This is a genomic window from Brevundimonas sp., from assembly GCF_036659295.1.
GTDB lineage: Bacteria > Pseudomonadota > Alphaproteobacteria > Caulobacterales > Caulobacteraceae > Brevundimonas.
In genome coordinates this window covers 1-14,880 of sequence record NZ_JAVXCU010000055.1, presented here as the reverse complement: position 1 = coordinate 14,880, position 14,880 = coordinate 1, and the positions used below count along the sequence as shown (strand labels likewise).

13 protein-coding genes and 1 pseudogene are annotated in these 14,880 nt (G+C 63.0%); 6 read left to right on the top strand and 8 right to left on the bottom strand.

All coding sequences use genetic code 11. The annotated features are described in order from the left end of the window. A partial coding sequence (locus tag RSB01_RS10235) for a site-specific DNA-methyltransferase (RefSeq protein ID WP_332625418.1) occupies window positions 1-619 on the top strand: 619 nt, incomplete at its 5' end. A 79-nt stretch (window positions 620-698) separates the two neighbouring features. Here RSB01_RS10235 and mutY read toward each other — a convergent pair. After that, complete coding sequence (gene mutY, locus RSB01_RS10230; RefSeq protein WP_332591554.1) at window positions 699-1,730, bottom strand: A/G-specific adenine glycosylase; 1,032 nt, start codon at window positions 1,728-1,730, stop codon at window positions 699-701. Window positions 1,731-1,812: 82 nt separating this feature from the next. Here mutY and RSB01_RS10225 point away from each other — a divergent pair, with 82 nt between their 5' ends. From RSB01_RS10225 to RSB01_RS10210, 4 genes are all read left to right on the top strand, one after another. After that, window positions 1,813-2,391, top strand: coding sequence for a DciA family protein (locus tag RSB01_RS10225; RefSeq protein ID WP_332591553.1), 579 nt, complete (start codon window positions 1,813-1,815; stop codon window positions 2,389-2,391). A gap of 102 nt (window positions 2,392-2,493) precedes the next feature. Beyond that, complete coding sequence (locus tag RSB01_RS10220) at window positions 2,494-3,126, top strand: DsbA family protein (RefSeq protein ID WP_167176602.1); 633 nt, start codon at window positions 2,494-2,496, stop codon at window positions 3,124-3,126. An 11-nt stretch (window positions 3,127-3,137) separates the two neighbouring features. After that, window positions 3,138-3,824 (top strand): thioredoxin domain-containing protein, encoded by a 687-nt coding sequence (locus RSB01_RS10215; RefSeq protein WP_332591552.1) that lies wholly within the window; start codon window positions 3,138-3,140, stop codon window positions 3,822-3,824. Between the two features lie 7 nt (window positions 3,825-3,831). Next, window positions 3,832-7,272 carry an AAA family ATPase gene (locus RSB01_RS10210; RefSeq protein WP_332625416.1) on the top strand — a complete coding sequence of 1,147 codons (3,441 nt, stop codon included), beginning with the start codon at window positions 3,832-3,834 and terminating at the stop codon, window positions 7,270-7,272. Here the strand turns inward: RSB01_RS10210 and RSB01_RS10205 are convergent. After that, entirely contained in the window at window positions 7,259-8,125 is an 867-nt protein-coding gene (locus RSB01_RS10205) for a WecB/TagA/CpsF family glycosyltransferase (protein WP_332591622.1), read from the bottom strand. The genes RSB01_RS10210 and RSB01_RS10205 overlap by 14 nt on opposite strands. 26 nt (window positions 8,126-8,151) lie before the next feature. Between RSB01_RS10205 and RSB01_RS10200 the strand changes: the two genes are divergently transcribed. After that, entirely contained in the window at window positions 8,152-8,622 is a 471-nt protein-coding gene (locus RSB01_RS10200; protein WP_332591621.1) for a hypothetical protein, read from the top strand. Here RSB01_RS10200 and RSB01_RS10195 read toward each other — a convergent pair. The 6 genes and pseudogenes from RSB01_RS10195 to RSB01_RS10170 all read right to left on the bottom strand — a co-directional run. Continuing rightward, window positions 8,619-9,746: a mechanosensitive ion channel domain-containing protein gene (locus RSB01_RS10195; RefSeq protein WP_332591620.1), complete on the bottom strand. Its 1,128-nt coding sequence runs from the start codon at window positions 9,744-9,746 to the stop codon at window positions 8,619-8,621. The genes RSB01_RS10200 and RSB01_RS10195 overlap by 4 nt on opposite strands. A gap of 54 nt (window positions 9,747-9,800) precedes the next feature. Then, a complete protein-coding gene (gene murG, locus RSB01_RS10190) occupies window positions 9,801-10,907 on the bottom strand; it encodes an undecaprenyldiphospho-muramoylpentapeptide beta-N-acetylglucosaminyltransferase (protein ID WP_332619954.1) in 1,107 nt (368 codons plus the stop codon). 23 nt (window positions 10,908-10,930) lie between these two features. Continuing rightward, window positions 10,931-12,106: a putative peptidoglycan glycosyltransferase FtsW gene (locus tag RSB01_RS10185; protein WP_332619953.1), complete on the bottom strand. Its 1,176-nt coding sequence runs from the start codon at window positions 12,104-12,106 to the stop codon at window positions 10,931-10,933. Beyond that, entirely contained in the window at window positions 12,103-13,503 is a 1,401-nt protein-coding gene (gene murD, locus RSB01_RS10180; RefSeq protein WP_332591504.1) for a UDP-N-acetylmuramoyl-L-alanine--D-glutamate ligase, read from the bottom strand. Before murD ends, RSB01_RS10185 begins: the two co-directional genes overlap by 4 nt. Before the next feature lie 4 nt (window positions 13,504-13,507). Further along, window positions 13,508-14,617: a phospho-N-acetylmuramoyl-pentapeptide-transferase gene (gene mraY / locus RSB01_RS10175; protein ID WP_332591505.1), complete on the bottom strand. Its 1,110-nt coding sequence runs from the start codon at window positions 14,615-14,617 to the stop codon at window positions 13,508-13,510. 12 nt (window positions 14,618-14,629) lie between these two features. Then, a pseudogene (locus RSB01_RS10170) lies at window positions 14,630-14,880 on the bottom strand (UDP-N-acetylmuramoylalanyl-D-glutamyl-2, 6-diaminopimelate--D-alanyl-D-alanine ligase); the annotation flags it as partial.

Sequence of the window (14,880 nt, the reverse complement as noted above, 5' to 3'; positions counted from 1 at the left end):
TGACGCCCTGAAGGTCTTCAACGAAGACACCCAGATGCGCTCGGACTGGACGCTGGCGCTTTGCACCGGCTCGGAGCGTCTGAAGGATGCCGACGGCAACAAGGCCCACCCGACCCAGAAACCCGAAGCCCTGCTTCACCGCGTCATCCTGTCGGCCACCCGTCAGGGCGATGTAATCCTCGACCCGTTCTTCGGCACCGGCACCACGGGTGCTGCCGCCAAGCGTCTGGGCCGTCACTTCATCGGTATCGAGCGTGATGAAGGCTATGCCGATGTGGCCCAGGCCCGCATCGACGCCGTTATTCCGACCGCCCCCGAGGATCTGGTCGTGACCGGCTCCAAAAAGGCCGAACCCAAGGTGCCGTTCGGCGCTCTGGTCGAAGCGGGCCTTCTGACAGCCGGCGACAAGCTTTACTGCCCCAAGGGCGACCACGAGGCCCGCGTGCGTGCCGACGGTTCGCTGGTCTCCGGTTCGCTGACCGGCTCGATCCACAAGCTGGGCGCGCTGCTGGAAAATGCACCGGCCTGTAATGGCTGGACCTATTGGCGTTTCAAGACCGATCAGGGCCTGCGCTCGATCGACACCCTGCGCGCCGAAGTTCGTGCAGGCATGCAATAGGTTAAGGGCGGCGCATCGCCCGAAACTGAGAGGGACCGCATCCAAAAGGTGCGGTCCCTTTTTCTTTGGCTACACCCGATTAAGCCAGCGCCCTCTCCAGCGCCTTGCGGAACACGGTCGGCAAGGACGCCAGCGCCTCGGCCTCATCTATCCAGATCAGAGCCGGATCATCGGCCTGCCCCGTCGCCACATGCGCCGTCAGGTCCAGCGAGAAGTGTGTAAAGACGTGATTGATTGTCCCCGCCTCGGCCCAGTCAGCGGCAAAGGGTGGGCTGTATTCAGGCGCAGCGGACCATTCCGATCCGACCAGACCCAGCATCCCGCCCAGCAAGCCCTTGTCGGGACGCCGTATCAGCGCCACCCTGCCCTTGCCGTCTCGCAGCACAAAGGCGTGGCCCAACCGATGCGGGCGCTCTGCCTTTTTGGCCTTCCTCGGATAGGATTGCGCATCGCCTTGTTTGAAGGCTGCACACCCGAACGATAGCGGGCACTGTTCGCACAAAGGCGATTTGGGCCGACAAATCCGCGCCCCTAAATCCATCAGGGCTTGTGGCCAGTCGCTAGGGCGATGATCGCTGACAAACAGCCCCGCCAGACGTTTCAACTCCGGCCTTGCCGCAGGCAGTTCGTCTTTGACCGCAAACAGGCGGCTCATCACCCGCTCGACATTGCCATCGACCACATTGGCCGCACGACCAAAGGCAATCGCCGCCACCGCCGCTGCCGTATAGGCACCGACACCCTTCAGCCTTAACAGCGCAGCCTCGGTATCGGGAAACACGCCGTCATACTCATCGGCCACCATCCGCGCACAGGCCAGAAGGTTGCGGGCGCGGGCATAATATCCAAGCCCCGCCCACGCCGCCATGACATCCGCGTCTTCTGCGGCGGCCAGATCACCCACTGTCGGCCAGCGCGCGGTAAAGGCATGGAAATAAGGTGCCGCATGGACCGTTGTGGTCTGCTGCAGCATGATTTCGGACATCCACACCCGATAGGGATCGGTGCGTGTCGCCTCACCCGGTTCGGTACGCCATGGCAGGCTGCGGGCATTGGCGTCGTACCAATCCAGCAGCGCCTTGCGCAGATCTTTAATCGCGTTTGCCGTCATAGGCCGTCCATAGCCGCTTTATTCATACCAAACAGCCCGTTCCCCATCGGCAGACGCCCCCGTTTTGGTCTATAGTCACGCCATGTCGCGCAGACCCCTGCCCACCGAAGAAGAAGCCCGCCGGATTTTGGCCCAGCGGCGGACCAAGCCTCCGCTGCGTACGCCGCCGCGCGCCTCGCACAAACTGCAAAAATTCATCAAGTCGCTGGACGACAAGTTTGGCCGCAGCGCCAACAGTCTGGAAGGCCGCTGGACCGAGATTGTCGGCGAGCGGCTGGCCCGCGTGACCCGCCCTGTCAAAATCATCAAGGCCCGAGGCAATACGCCCGGCGTGCTGGAACTGCGGGTGGTTACATCCGGTGCCCTGTTCGTCCAGCACCAGCAACAAGACATCATCGCGCAGGTAAACCTGTTTCTGGGCGCAGAAACTGTGGGCAAGATCCGTATCCAGCAAGGACCGGTCAAACCGCTGGCAGCGACCGCCCAGCCCAAGCCCAAGACCCGTTCCCTGCCGCCCCTACCCCCTCTGCCCCCCGCACAGGAGGCCGAATTAGAGGCCTCGGTAGCGCACCTTCCCGAACCGCTTCGCAAGGCTTTGACCAAGCTGGGCAAAGCCGCCTATGCCCGCAGCAAGGATGAAGCGGACGATCCATACCGTTGACAAAGGGCAAGCCCTCTGTTTGCCGTAAACATAACAGCATGTGGCAGGTGACGATTCCTCTGCCCCATCTTCCTTTTAGATATCTGAATCCGGGTTTGAACCATGGCTCCTAAGTTTAAGTTTGCGGCGATGAGCCGCCGCGCCGCAATCACCGCCGCCGCTATGGGTGCCATGCTGGTGGTCGCCGGTTGTTCGGGCGGCTCGACCAGCTCTGCCGAGGGCGACATGGCCAAGGGCGCGCCGGAAGGTGCCAAGGTCACTGTGGTAGAATACGCCTCGGTCACCTGCGGCGCGTGCGCGGCCTGGAACGAGCAAATCTGGCCTGAGTTCAAAACCAAATACGTCGACACCAACAAGGTGCGCTTCGTGTTCCGTGAATTCCCGACCCCGCCGCAAGACATTGCCGCCGCCGGTTTCATGATCGCCCGTTGCGCTGGCGAGGACAAATATTTCGACGTCCTGCACGCCATCATGGCATCGCAGCGCGAATGGCAGGCAGGTATTGACCCGCGCCAGAGCCTGAACCGCATTGCACAGGGTGCCGGTCTGTCGGCTGCCGAAATCGAAACCTGCCTGAACGACAAGAAGGCCGTCGCCGATCTGGAAAAACGTATCCAGAGCGCCATCAAGGCTGGCGTTACCGGCACCCCGACCTTCTTCGTCAATGACAAGCGCGTGGCTGATCCGAGCCTGGCAGGTCTGTCGGCTGCAATCGACGCCGAACTGGCCAAATAAGGGTTACTCCCATGGGTAAGCGACAGCTTTCTCTGGCTTCGATGGCGGCTGTTTCAGTCGCCATCGGCAGCATGTTCGCGACATCGGTCATGGCCGAGTCAGCATCGCCTACCCGCTCGGCCCCGACGCCACGTCCGGCGACGCCTGCGGCTCCGGCCGTGGCGGCATCGGTTACGGCCCCCTTGGCCAGCGATCGCGTGCTGGGTCGCGCTGATGCGCCGATCACCATCATCGAATATGCCAGCTTCACCTGTTCGCACTGCGCGAACTTCACCAATACGGTCCTGCCCCGGATCAAGGCCGAGTATATTGATACAGGCAAGGCCAAGCTGATCTTCCGCGATCTGCCGACCCCGCCGGTTCAGGTCTCGCAACTGGCCGCTGCTGTGGCCCGTTGTGCGGCACCGGACCGCTTCTTTACGGTCGCCGACCATCTGATGCACGGCCAGTCCGCAGCTTTTGCCAACGGCAAGATCGGTGACTGGTTCAAAGGTGCAGTCGAACTGTCGGGCCGCACCGAACAACAGATCAGCACCTGCGTTTCGGATCCCGCCACCAAGACCAGCCTCGACAGCGACACCGAGAGCGCCATCGCGGTCGGTGTGACGGGTACACCGGCCCTGTTCGTCAATGGTCACCGCGTTGCCAATCCTACGCTGGAAGGCATGACCGAAGCTCTCGCACCGCTGGTGCGCTAACGACACCATGCATTTCCAGCGCCTTCGACTTGCGGGCTTCAAGTCCTTCGTCGATCCCGCCGAGGTTCAGATCGAACCCGGACTGACGGGTATCGTCGGACCAAATGGCTGCGGCAAGTCGAACGTGCTGGAAAGCCTGCGCTGGGTCATGGGCGCCAACTCCGCCAAGGCCATGCGCGGTCAGGGCATGGAGGATGTGATCTTCGCAGGGGCTGCGGGCCGACCGCCGCGCAACCATGCCGAAGTCATCCTGACGGTCGATAACAGCCAACACCGCGCACCCCAGCCCTTTACCGATCAGGACGTGCTGGAAGTCTCGCGCAAGATCGAACGCGGCCGTGGCTCGACCTATCGCATCAATGGCAAGGAAGTACGGGCGCGCGACGTCCAGCTTCTGTTCGCCGATGCCTCTACGGGGGCGAACTCTCCGGCCCTGGTGCGTCAGGGACAAATCTCCGAACTGATCGCGGCCAAGCCCCAGAACCGCCGCCGCATCCTTGAAGAAGCCGGTGGCGTGGCGGGTCTGCACACCCGCCGTCACGAGGCCGAACTGCGCCTGCGGGCTGCCGAAACCAATCTCGACCGCCTCGACGATATCGGCAAGGAGCTGGAAAGCACCCTAAACCGCCTGAAACGCGAAGCGCGTCAGGCCGAGAAATACAAAAAGATCAGCGCCGAAATCCGCGCCCTTCAGGCCGCGCTTTTGTATGTGCGCTGGTCCGATGCCAAACAGGCGCAAGAGGTCGCCCGTCAGGAACTGCGTCAGGCCGAAAAGGCCGTGGCCGAAACCGCGACCGCCTCTGCCGCCGCCCAGACCGCTGCCCTCAACGCCCAAGAAGCGATGAAGCCCGCCCGCGAGGAAGATGCCGTAGCGGGGGTACTGTTGCATCGTGCCACGCTGGAGCGCGACCGTCTGGACATGGCCGAACAGGCCGCCCGCGCCGAGGTGGACCGCCTGAAGGCCGAGGTCGCGCGTATTGCCGCCGATATCGAGCGCGAAGAGCGCATGGCCGCCGATGCCCGCAAGGAACTGGACCGGATCGAAAACGATCTGTCCCGCCTGAAGGCCGAGATCGCCGCCGCCCCCGAACGCGGGCCTGAACTGGATCGCGCGGTCGCTCAAACCGAAGACGCCCGCAAACAGGCCGATGCCGAGGTGGAACGGCTGGCCGGTACCCTCGCCGCCGTCGAGGCCCGCGCCAATGCTGAAAATGCCCGCAAGCGCGATGCTGAAACACGCCTTTCCCGTATTACCGCCCAGCGCGATCAGGCGGTGCGCGAACGCGCCGCTGTCGGTCCGCTGGAAACGCCCGAGATTGCGATCGCCGAAACGGCCCTCGCCACTGCACAGGCCGACCTGCAAGCCGCCCGCGATGCCGTAGAGGCGGCGGAAAATGATCGCTCGGACAAGGCTCGCGCCGAACAGGATGCCCGCACCAAGGCCCGCGAACTGGAAGACAGCCTTGGCCGTCTGCAAACCGAAGCGCGCGGCCTTGCCCAGCTTCTGGTGACCGGCAAACGCCAGCATGCCCCTGCGCTGGACAAGGTGTCCGCCGCCAAGGGCTATGAGGCCGCGCTGGCCGCTGCGCTGGGCGATGATCTGGATGCCGCGCTTGACAAGGCCGCCCCCGCCCACTGGACCGGTGCCGATAGCGCACCCCATGACTGGCCGGACGGTGTCCAGCCGCTGTCGGCCCATGTGGATGCGCCCGAGCAACTGGCCGCGCGTCTGGCCTTCTGTGGTGTGGCACCAAAAGACAAGGCTGCAGCCCTCGCCCGCACCCTGCCGCGCGGGGCGCGTCTGGTCACGCGTGAAGGCGATCTTTATCGCTGGGACGGTTTCGTCAGCCGCGCCGAGGCCCCCCGCCCCGCCGCTGTGCGTCTGGCCCAGCGCACTCGTATGGGCGAGCTTGAAGCCGAGATCGATAAGGGCAAGCCCGCTCTGGAAGCTGCACAGGCCGCCATGCGCGCCGCCACCGATGCCTTCCGCATGGCCGAGGACACCGTCAAACAGGCCCGCACCCGCCCGTTCGGTCTGGACAAAACGGTCACCGGTGCCCGCGACCGTCTGGAGCATCTGCGCCGCGAGCAGACCCGCAAGGAAGCCCGCGCCCAGTCGCTGGACGAAACCGTGGCCCGCCTCGAGGCCGAAACCCAAGAGGCGCAAACCGCTTTTGACGCCGCCCAGAATGTCGAGGCACCGTCCGAGACGATCGCCACCCTGCGCGGTGATCTGAACAATGCGAGGGGTGCCGCCGACAATGCCCGTCTTGTCGCCCAGAACGCCCGCTCGAAGCGTGACGAGGAAGCCCGTGACCGTCAGCAACGCGAGCAACGCCAGCACAGCCTGACCCGCGCCCATGAAAGCTGGATCGTCCGCTCCAAGGACAGCACAGGCCGCATCAAATCGCTGGACAAGGATGGCGAAAAAGCCGCCGCCCAGCTGAAAAAAGCCGAAGAAGCGCCGCAGGGTTTTGCCGATCAGCGCAACACGCTGATGGACACACTGGTCGAGGCCGAAAACCGAAAAAAGGCCGCGACCGACACCCTGCAACAGGTCGAGTTCGACGCCGCCGAGGCTGACCGCGCCGCCCGCGCCACCGAGAGCCTTGCCGGGCAGGCCCGCGAAAACCGCGCGGCTCTACAAGCCCGCGCCGAAGCCGCCGACGAAAAACTGGGCGATGCCGACCGCAACCTTCGCGAGACGGCCCAGATGACGCCCGAAGAACTGGGCAGGAAGCTTCAGGAAGACGCCATTGCCCGCCCGCCCGACACAGCAGGGGCCGAGAACCTGCTGTTCGCGCTGGAACGCGAGCGCGAAAGCATGGGCGCGGTGAACCTGCGCGCCGAGGAAGAAGCCGCCGAATATGATGACCGCCTCGGGGCCATGAAGTCCGAGCGGATCGATCTGACCCAAGCCATTGCCAAGCTGCGCGACGGGATTGACGAACTGAATGCCGAGGGGCGCGAGCGCCTGCTGGCCGCGTTCGAGGTCATCAACGAGAATTTCAAAGCCCTGTTCGAAGCCCTGTTCGGCGGCGGTCAGGCCGAGCTGAAACTGGTCGAGAGCGATGATCCGCTGGAAGCCGGTCTGGAAATCTTCGCCTGCCCGCCGGGTAAACGTCTGTCGGTGATGAGCCTGATGTCAGGCGGCGAACAGGCCCTGACGGCAGCGGCGCTCATCTTTGGCGTATTTTTGGCCAACCCCGCCCCCGTCTGCGTTCTGGACGAGGTGGACGCGCCGCTGGACGATGCGAACGTGGACCGCTTCTGCAAAATGCTGCACGAGATGCGTTCGCGCACCGATACCCGCTTTATCTGCATCACCCACAATCCGGTGACGATGAGCCGGATGGACCGCCTCTATGGCGTGACCATGCCCGAGCGCGGCATGAGCCAACTGGTCAGTGTCGACCTGAAACAGGCCGAAAACATCATCGCCGCCTAAATAGGTCGCACATCGCCGGCTTCAGCAAGAACCACGGCTCATACAGATAGCGGCTGGCCAGCCGTTTCGGGTCGTGACACAGCCGGTACAGCCATTCCAGACCCCACTGCCCCATCCAGCGCGGAGCCGCGTTTTGGACACCGGCCTCATAGTCAAAAGCCGCCCCGACCGGCAGGATCACACACGGCGGCAGGGCATCCAGATTGGCCGCAATCCACATCTCCTGACGCGGCATACCCATGCCCACCAGCAGAACATCGGGCTGGAAGTCGTCGATCTGTTTCAGGACAGCGCGGTTTTCAGCGCCGTCAGTTTCGGTGTCGAAAAACCCGTCGCGCGCTTCGAAAGTTATGTCGGGATAGGTCAGGGCCAGACGGCGCGTGGCCGACAGCGCCACACCCGGTTCTCCGCCCAGATAAAACACCCGCCAGCAGCGGTTGTGCGCCATGGTCCAGAAGTTGTCGCGCCAGTCCAGATAGGTCAGCCTGTGCGCCAGTTCCGCATCATGCCCTGTCATGCGTGCAAAACGGATCAGCGGCACAGAATCGATCTGGATGACATCGGCCCGCGCATACATCTGCACCATTTCAGGCGTGCGCGTGACCAGATACAGGCTGTGCAGATTGTGGTTGGCAATCAGAAAGCGACGTCGCAAACCGACCGCACGGTCGATCTGCATCATCAGCTCTTCCTCGCGCAGCAGGTCCATCTCCTCCCCCATGATTTTCACACGGCTGGACGGCGTCTGTGCTGCGGGCCGACCGCGCCAGCGCCGCCGTTGTGTAGGCGACTGGGGCGACTGCTTGGGTTCTAGCCCTTCCGGCTGTACAGGCTTGAGCGACGGCGTTTGCATGCCACCACTTTAACGAACCACGATTAATGACCCGTATGCTTTTCTTGGCGCTCGCCGCCACCCTGTCGGTGACGCCCGCTCTGGCCGAAGAAACCGCTCCGCAACAACTGATGCTGTCGGGTCAGGGCCGCTTTGCCCAGTTTGCCGATATGGCCACGCGCACGACGGACAGTGACGGCAAGGTTCGCATGCGTGTGCTGCAACTCAGCACCGAGGCCATGGTCATTGGATCGCATACCTATGTTGGCGGCTGGTCGTGGTGGCAGTTTGAATGCAAGGCCAATGGGCCGCATACCGGATACCGTCAGGACTTCGCCTCGGTACGCGATGACGGCCATATCGGACCGGCAACCCCCACGCGCGACCAGCCCATGCCACTGGCCCCCGGTGGCGATGCCGCAGAACTGGCCGCCATTGCCTGTGGCGATATCGAACCGCGTCTGGATGCCACCGATGTTGCCAGCGCACTGGCCCTTGCCAAAGCCAACGAGGATTAATCCTCCAGCAGGATCGCCTTCTTGGGCAGCGGGGCCATTTCAAACAGGTCCACACGGTCACGCGGCAGGGCCTCGCGGCATTCGTCGCGCATAAAGGCCAGCATCTTTTCGCGGATCTCGCATTTCAGATCAAAGGCCGCCGAGGCATTACGCGCACTGGCGGTACAGCGGATCTTGGCAGTGCGCTCGGTGATGTCGAATATCACCAGCGCCACCGTATCGCCGTCCCAATAGATCGACGAATGGACGATCTGTTCCAGCTTGTCGCGCAGACGGTCGATCGGGGCCTCATAGTCCACCCACAGGAAGGCCGGAGCCAGCAGGCGGGTATCCATGCGGGTCCAGTTCTGGAACGGCTGCTGGATGAAATAGGTCAAAGGCAGGATGATCCGGCGCCAGTCCCACAGCTTGACCACCACATAGGTCGAGGTGATCTCTTCCACACGTCCCCATTCGCCCTCGACCACGACGGCGTCGTCAATGCGGATCGGCTGGGCCATCGCAATCTGGATGCCCGCAATCATATTGGCGAGGAAGGGTTGCAACGCCAGACCGGCGACAATACCCACCACACCCGCCGAGGCCAGCAGCGACAGGCCCCACTGGCGCACCCCCGGTATGGTCAGCAGGGCAATCCCCACCGCCACCAGCATGATCAGCACCTGCACCACACGGCGCAGGATGCGGGTCTGGGTTACGCGCTTGCGGGCATGGGTATTGGCGTCGTCCTCGGTGTCATAGCGTTTCAGCTGCACCGTCGCGCCGGTATCCACCAGACTGACCAGAGACAACCCCAGCGCCACAAGGAAGGCAAACAACAGGGTCCGGCGGACCAGCAACGACATCTCGACCGATAGCGGCGACACCGTCACCGCCAGCGCCATGGCCATAATCATCACCAGCGCGCCCAACTGGATACGCCCGCGCTCCAGCGCCTCGCGCCAGAACGGGTCACGCTTGCGGGCCAGCAGTTTCAGCACCGCAAACACCGCATAGTTGGCGGCCCACCCGATAAAGGTGAACACCCCCACGATAATGCTGATGACAGCCCATTTGGGCAGCCAGTTGAACTGGCGCCAAAGGGCAAAAATCTCATTGGTCAGGTCAATGACGAACTGGGGCATGACGCAATCTTACCCGCGTTCTCCAGACGACCCAAGTGCCTGTATGTTTAAGGCTCAGCGACCGCGTGCGCGCGCCGCTGCCTCGGCCAGATCGGCCAGACGCTCGGCCGCATCGGCAATCGCCACGCTCTTGGCCGCAGCCGACATCGACGCCAGCTTGGACGGATCATCCAGTACCGGTTGCAAAATGTCCGTCAGCACTGCGGCACTGAAATCGTCCTCGGCAATACGCTTGGCAGCCCCCGCCTCGACCAGCACCCGCGCATTGAGCGTCTGGTGGTCATCGGTGGCGATCTTGAGCGGGATCAGCACGGACGGCATGGCCGCCACGGCCAGTTCCGAACAGGTCGAAGCCCCTGCCCGACCGATCACCAGATGCGCGTCCGACAGGCGCTTGGCCATGTCATCGAAGAAAGGTGACACCTCGGCCGTGATACCGGCATCGGCATAGATCTTCTTGGCCGCCGCCACGTTTTCATAGCGGGCCTGCTGCGACACATTCAGGCGCTTGCGCAGGGCCTCGGGCAGATTGGCCAGTGCCTTTGGCGTTTCCTCGGACAGGATACGCGCGCCCTGACTGCCACCGGTAATCAGGATGTTGATGGTGCCGGTCTTGGTCGGAGCCTTATAGGCGCGATCAAAAAGGGCGCGGATATCGGGCCGTACCGGATTGCCGACCACATGGATGTTTTCAGCCACCGATTTGGGCGCACGGCCCACATCCGGAAAGGCCGAGGCCACCGTATCGACCGCCGCAGCCAGCATCCGGTTGGTCTTGCCCAGCACCGCATTCTGTTCGTGGATGACCGTGGCGCGGCGCGTGGCCAGAGCCGCCACCAGAGCCGGTGCCGACGGATAACCGCCAAAGCCCACCACCACATCGGCCCCGAGGGTGCTATAGGCGGTCGAAGCCTGTCCCACGCCCTTGATGATGGCAAAGCCCGCCTTCAACATTCCAATCGGGCCGGAGCCGGTCGCGGCATCCAGCGCGATGATTTTCTTGGCCGGAAAGTTCTGGGCATAGTTCTGGCCGCGCTTGTCTGTCGCCAGCAGCACTGTCCAGCCCCGCGCCTTCATCACCTTGGCCAGAGCCTCGGCAGGGAACATGTGGCCACCCGTGCCACCGGCAGCCACAACACAGACACGGGACGGAGAAGTCATAAGCGTAGAGTTCCGTTTGGACATCACAGGCGCGAGCGCGGATTGATATTGGCACCCGGCTCATAGGCCCCGGGCAGGCGGCGTGTCAGCGACAGCGCAAAGCCCGCCGTCAGCCCCATCGCCACCATGGACGAGCCACCATAGGAGATAAATGGCAGGGTCATACCCTTGGTCGGGATCAGGCTGAGATTCACCGCCACATTGATACAGGCCTGAAGCCCGATCAGCATGAACAGGCCCGCCGCCGCCGTCTGCTGGAACGGATCGGCCAGCTTCATGGCCTTGCGCATCCCGCGCAGGACGATGAATCCGTACAGGCCGATAATCAGCAGTGACAGCACAAGGCCGTATTCCTCGGCCCCGACCGAATAGATGAAGTCGGTATGCAGGTCGGGCACATGGCGCTTCATCACGCCCTCGCCGATCCCGCGCCCGACCAGACCACCCGCGCGGATGGCTTCGGAGGCACGGTCGATCTGGTGGGTGTCAGCGGTTTCCGGCGAGAAAAAACGGTCCAGACGATCGCGCATGTGGCTGAAGGTGAAATACAGGCCCACAGCCGCAATAGGCACAGCCCCCGCCACACCGGCCACCCATTTCAGCGGCATCCCCGCCATGAAGAACACAGCGGCAAATGTGGTGGTCACCAGCAGGGTCTGGCCGATATCGGGCTGGATCAGCAGCAGGGCTACGACCATGCCCCACGCACCAACGGCAATACTGACCCCCGGCACGCCCTGACTTTTTCCGGCTTCGGAAAACATCCATGCGGCAAAGACAATCAGGCCCGGCTTGGCAAATTCGGACGGTTGCAGGCTGAACGGACCAAGGTTGATCCAGCGGGCCGCCCCCTTCACCTCATCACCGATAAAGGGCAGCAGCATCATACAGACAATGCCGCAAATCAGGGCCAGAACAGCCAGACGGCGCACGCCCTTAGGTGACAGGATGCTGGTCATCAGCATGGTGGCGCAACCAGCCGCCGAGAAGACCATCATCCGGTAGGAATAGTGGAACGGGTTGCTGATGGATTCATCGGCCAAAATAGCCGCGGGGCTGGATGCAAAGCTCAGCACCACGCCGATAAACATCAGGGCCAGCACCGCCAGCAGCAGCGGACGGTCCACCGTCCACCACCAGCGGGCCAGCACACTCTGGTCACTGCGCGAAAAAGGATGAGGGGCGTAGGACTGGCTCACAGGGTGGCCTCCGCAGTGGCACCAAGCGCCAGCACTGCCGCGCGGAAGGCTTCTCCGCGCACCTCGAAATCAGGAAACTGGTCAAAGCTGGCACAGGCTGGCGACAGCAGCACAACCTGCTCGCCGCCCGCCTTGGCCGCATCGGCAGCCGCCATCTGTACGGCGCGCTCCATGGTGTGCGCCACCACATGCGGCACATCGCCCAGCGTCACAGCAAACGCATCGGCGGCCTCGCCTATCAGATAGGCCTTGGTGATATGACCAAACAGCGGACGAAGGGATTCAATCCCGCCCTCCTTGGGCTTGCCACCCGCGATCCAGAACACCGCAGGGTATGAGGCCAGCGCCTGAGCGGCGGCATCGGCATTGGTGCCTTTGGAATCGTTGATGAAGCGCACGTCGTTAATGCGGCCCACAGCCTCCATGCGGTGCGCCAGTCCGGGGAAGGCTTTCAGTCCTGCCAGCGCCACATCGGGTGCCACACCCAGCGCCGTCGCCGTCGCATAGGCAAAGGCCGCGTTCTGGGCATTGTGACGCCCCGGCAAGGAGCGGGCTTCGGACAGATCAATATGGGCGTCATCGGCCAGCAACAGCGCAGGGGCCGCCCGCCAGCCGGATGTAGGCAGGTCTGCTTCCAGACGCGCGGTGGCGATACGGCGCACATTGGCCCCCTCGCCTTCCAGACGCTCGGCCAGCGCCTTGCCCCAGTCCTCGTCGATACCGATCAGGGCCAGCGCCCCGTCAGGCTGTGACTGGAAGATGCGGGCCTTGGCCTTCACATAGCCTTCCATCCCGCCGTGACGGTCCAGATGGTCGGGGCTGATATTGGTCAGGATGGCCACGTCGGGCGCGAAGCTGGTGGTCAGGTCCAGTTGATAGCTGGAAACCTCGATCACATAGACGGTGTCAGGCGTCGGTGCTGGCAGGGCCAGAACGCCAATGCCGATATTGCCGCCCATATGCACCTTGAGACCCGCCTGTTTCAGCACATAGGCGATCAGGGCCGTGGTGGTGGATTTACCGTTGGTGCCGGTAATGGCGACCACGCGTGGACGCTGATCGGCAGGTAAAGCATCCAGAGCGCGGGCAAACAGTTCGATATCGCCGATGACGGGAATACCCGCCGCATGCGCCTTTTCAACGGTCCAGTGCGGCTTGGGATGGGTCAAAGGCGCACCCGGTGACAGCACAAGCGCGTCAAAGCCCGACCAGTCGGCAACGGTCAGGTCCTCGACATTGAACCCTTCGGCCTCGGCCTGCATCCGGCCCGAAACACCATCGTCCCACAGGACCGGCAGTGCCCCGCCTGCCTGCAAGGCACGGGCAGCCGTGATCCCCGAGCGGCCGAGGCCGAAAACCGCAACGCGTCTGCCTTCAAAGCCGGGAACGGGGATCATGGGATTAACGCAGTTTGAGGGTAGAAAGACCGATCAGGGCCAGCATGGCGGCCACGATCCAGAAGCGGATCACAACAGTCGATTCCGGCCAGCCCATTTTTTCAAAGTGGTGGTGGATCGGAGCCATCAGGAAGATGCGCTTGCCGGTCATTTTGAAATAACCGACCTGGATCATCACCGATGCGGCTTCGACCACGAACAGACCGCCGACAATGCCCAGCACCAGTTCGTGCTTGGTCGCCACAGCCATCGAGCCCAGCGCGCCACCCAGGGCCAGCGAGCCGGTATCACCCATGAAGATTTTCGCGGGCGGTGCGTTGTACCAGAGGAAGCCCATGCCGCCGCCAATAATGGCCGCACAGAAGATCGCCAGTTCACCCGCACCCGGTACGTGGTGGACCTGCAGATATTCCGAAAACAGGAAGTTGCCGACCAGATACGAGATGATGCCAAAGGCACCCGCCGCCATCATCACCGGCACAATCGCCAGACCGTCCAGCCCGTCCGTCAGGTTCACCGCATTCGAGAAACCGACAATCGTAAAGGCCGCAAACGCCACATAGAACCAGCCGATATTCAGCAGAACCGCTTTCAGGAACGGAAACGCAATCGAGGTTTCCAGACCCGGCGAGGTGGGCGAATGGGTCATCCACAGCACGGTCAGAACACCGGCAATCACAGACACAACCGTCTGCGCCGCCAGTTTCTGTTTGGAGGTCAGCCCGGCCGAAGACTGTTTGGTGACCTTGGCATAGTCATCGACAAAGCCCAGCACACCGAACGCCGCCGTCACACCCGACACGATCCAGATATACGGGTTGGTCAGGTCGCCCCACAGGAAGACCGCCACGGCAATACCGGCCAAGATCATCAGGCCGCCCATGGTCGGCGTGCCGACCTTGGACAGGTGGGTGACCGGACCGTCTTCGCGGATCGGCTGGCCCTTGCCCTGACGCAGGCGCATCCAGTTGATGAAGCGGCTGCCCATGGCCACCGCCACGATCATCGCCGTCGCCATCGCCAGCGCAACACGCACCGTCTGATACTGGATCAGGTGCAGCAGCGGATAATCCTGCGCGATGTCCGCATAATGTAGATACAGCAGGTAGAACATAACCGGTTCCTGTTACTCCGCAGCGCCTTCAAGCTCTGCAAGAGCCTTGGCCACAATAGCGGCCCGCGAGCCGTTAGATCCCTTCACCATGACGATATCGTCCGGCGAAACCAAAAGTGCCGCATCGCGCGCCAGCTCGGCGGCAGTTTCGCGCCACTGGCCGCGCATCGCAGGCGGTAAAATATCATAAAGCAGACGCATTTGCGGCCCGGCCGCATGCACCACATCGATGCCGTTTGCGATCAGGCTTTCCGACAGGCCTT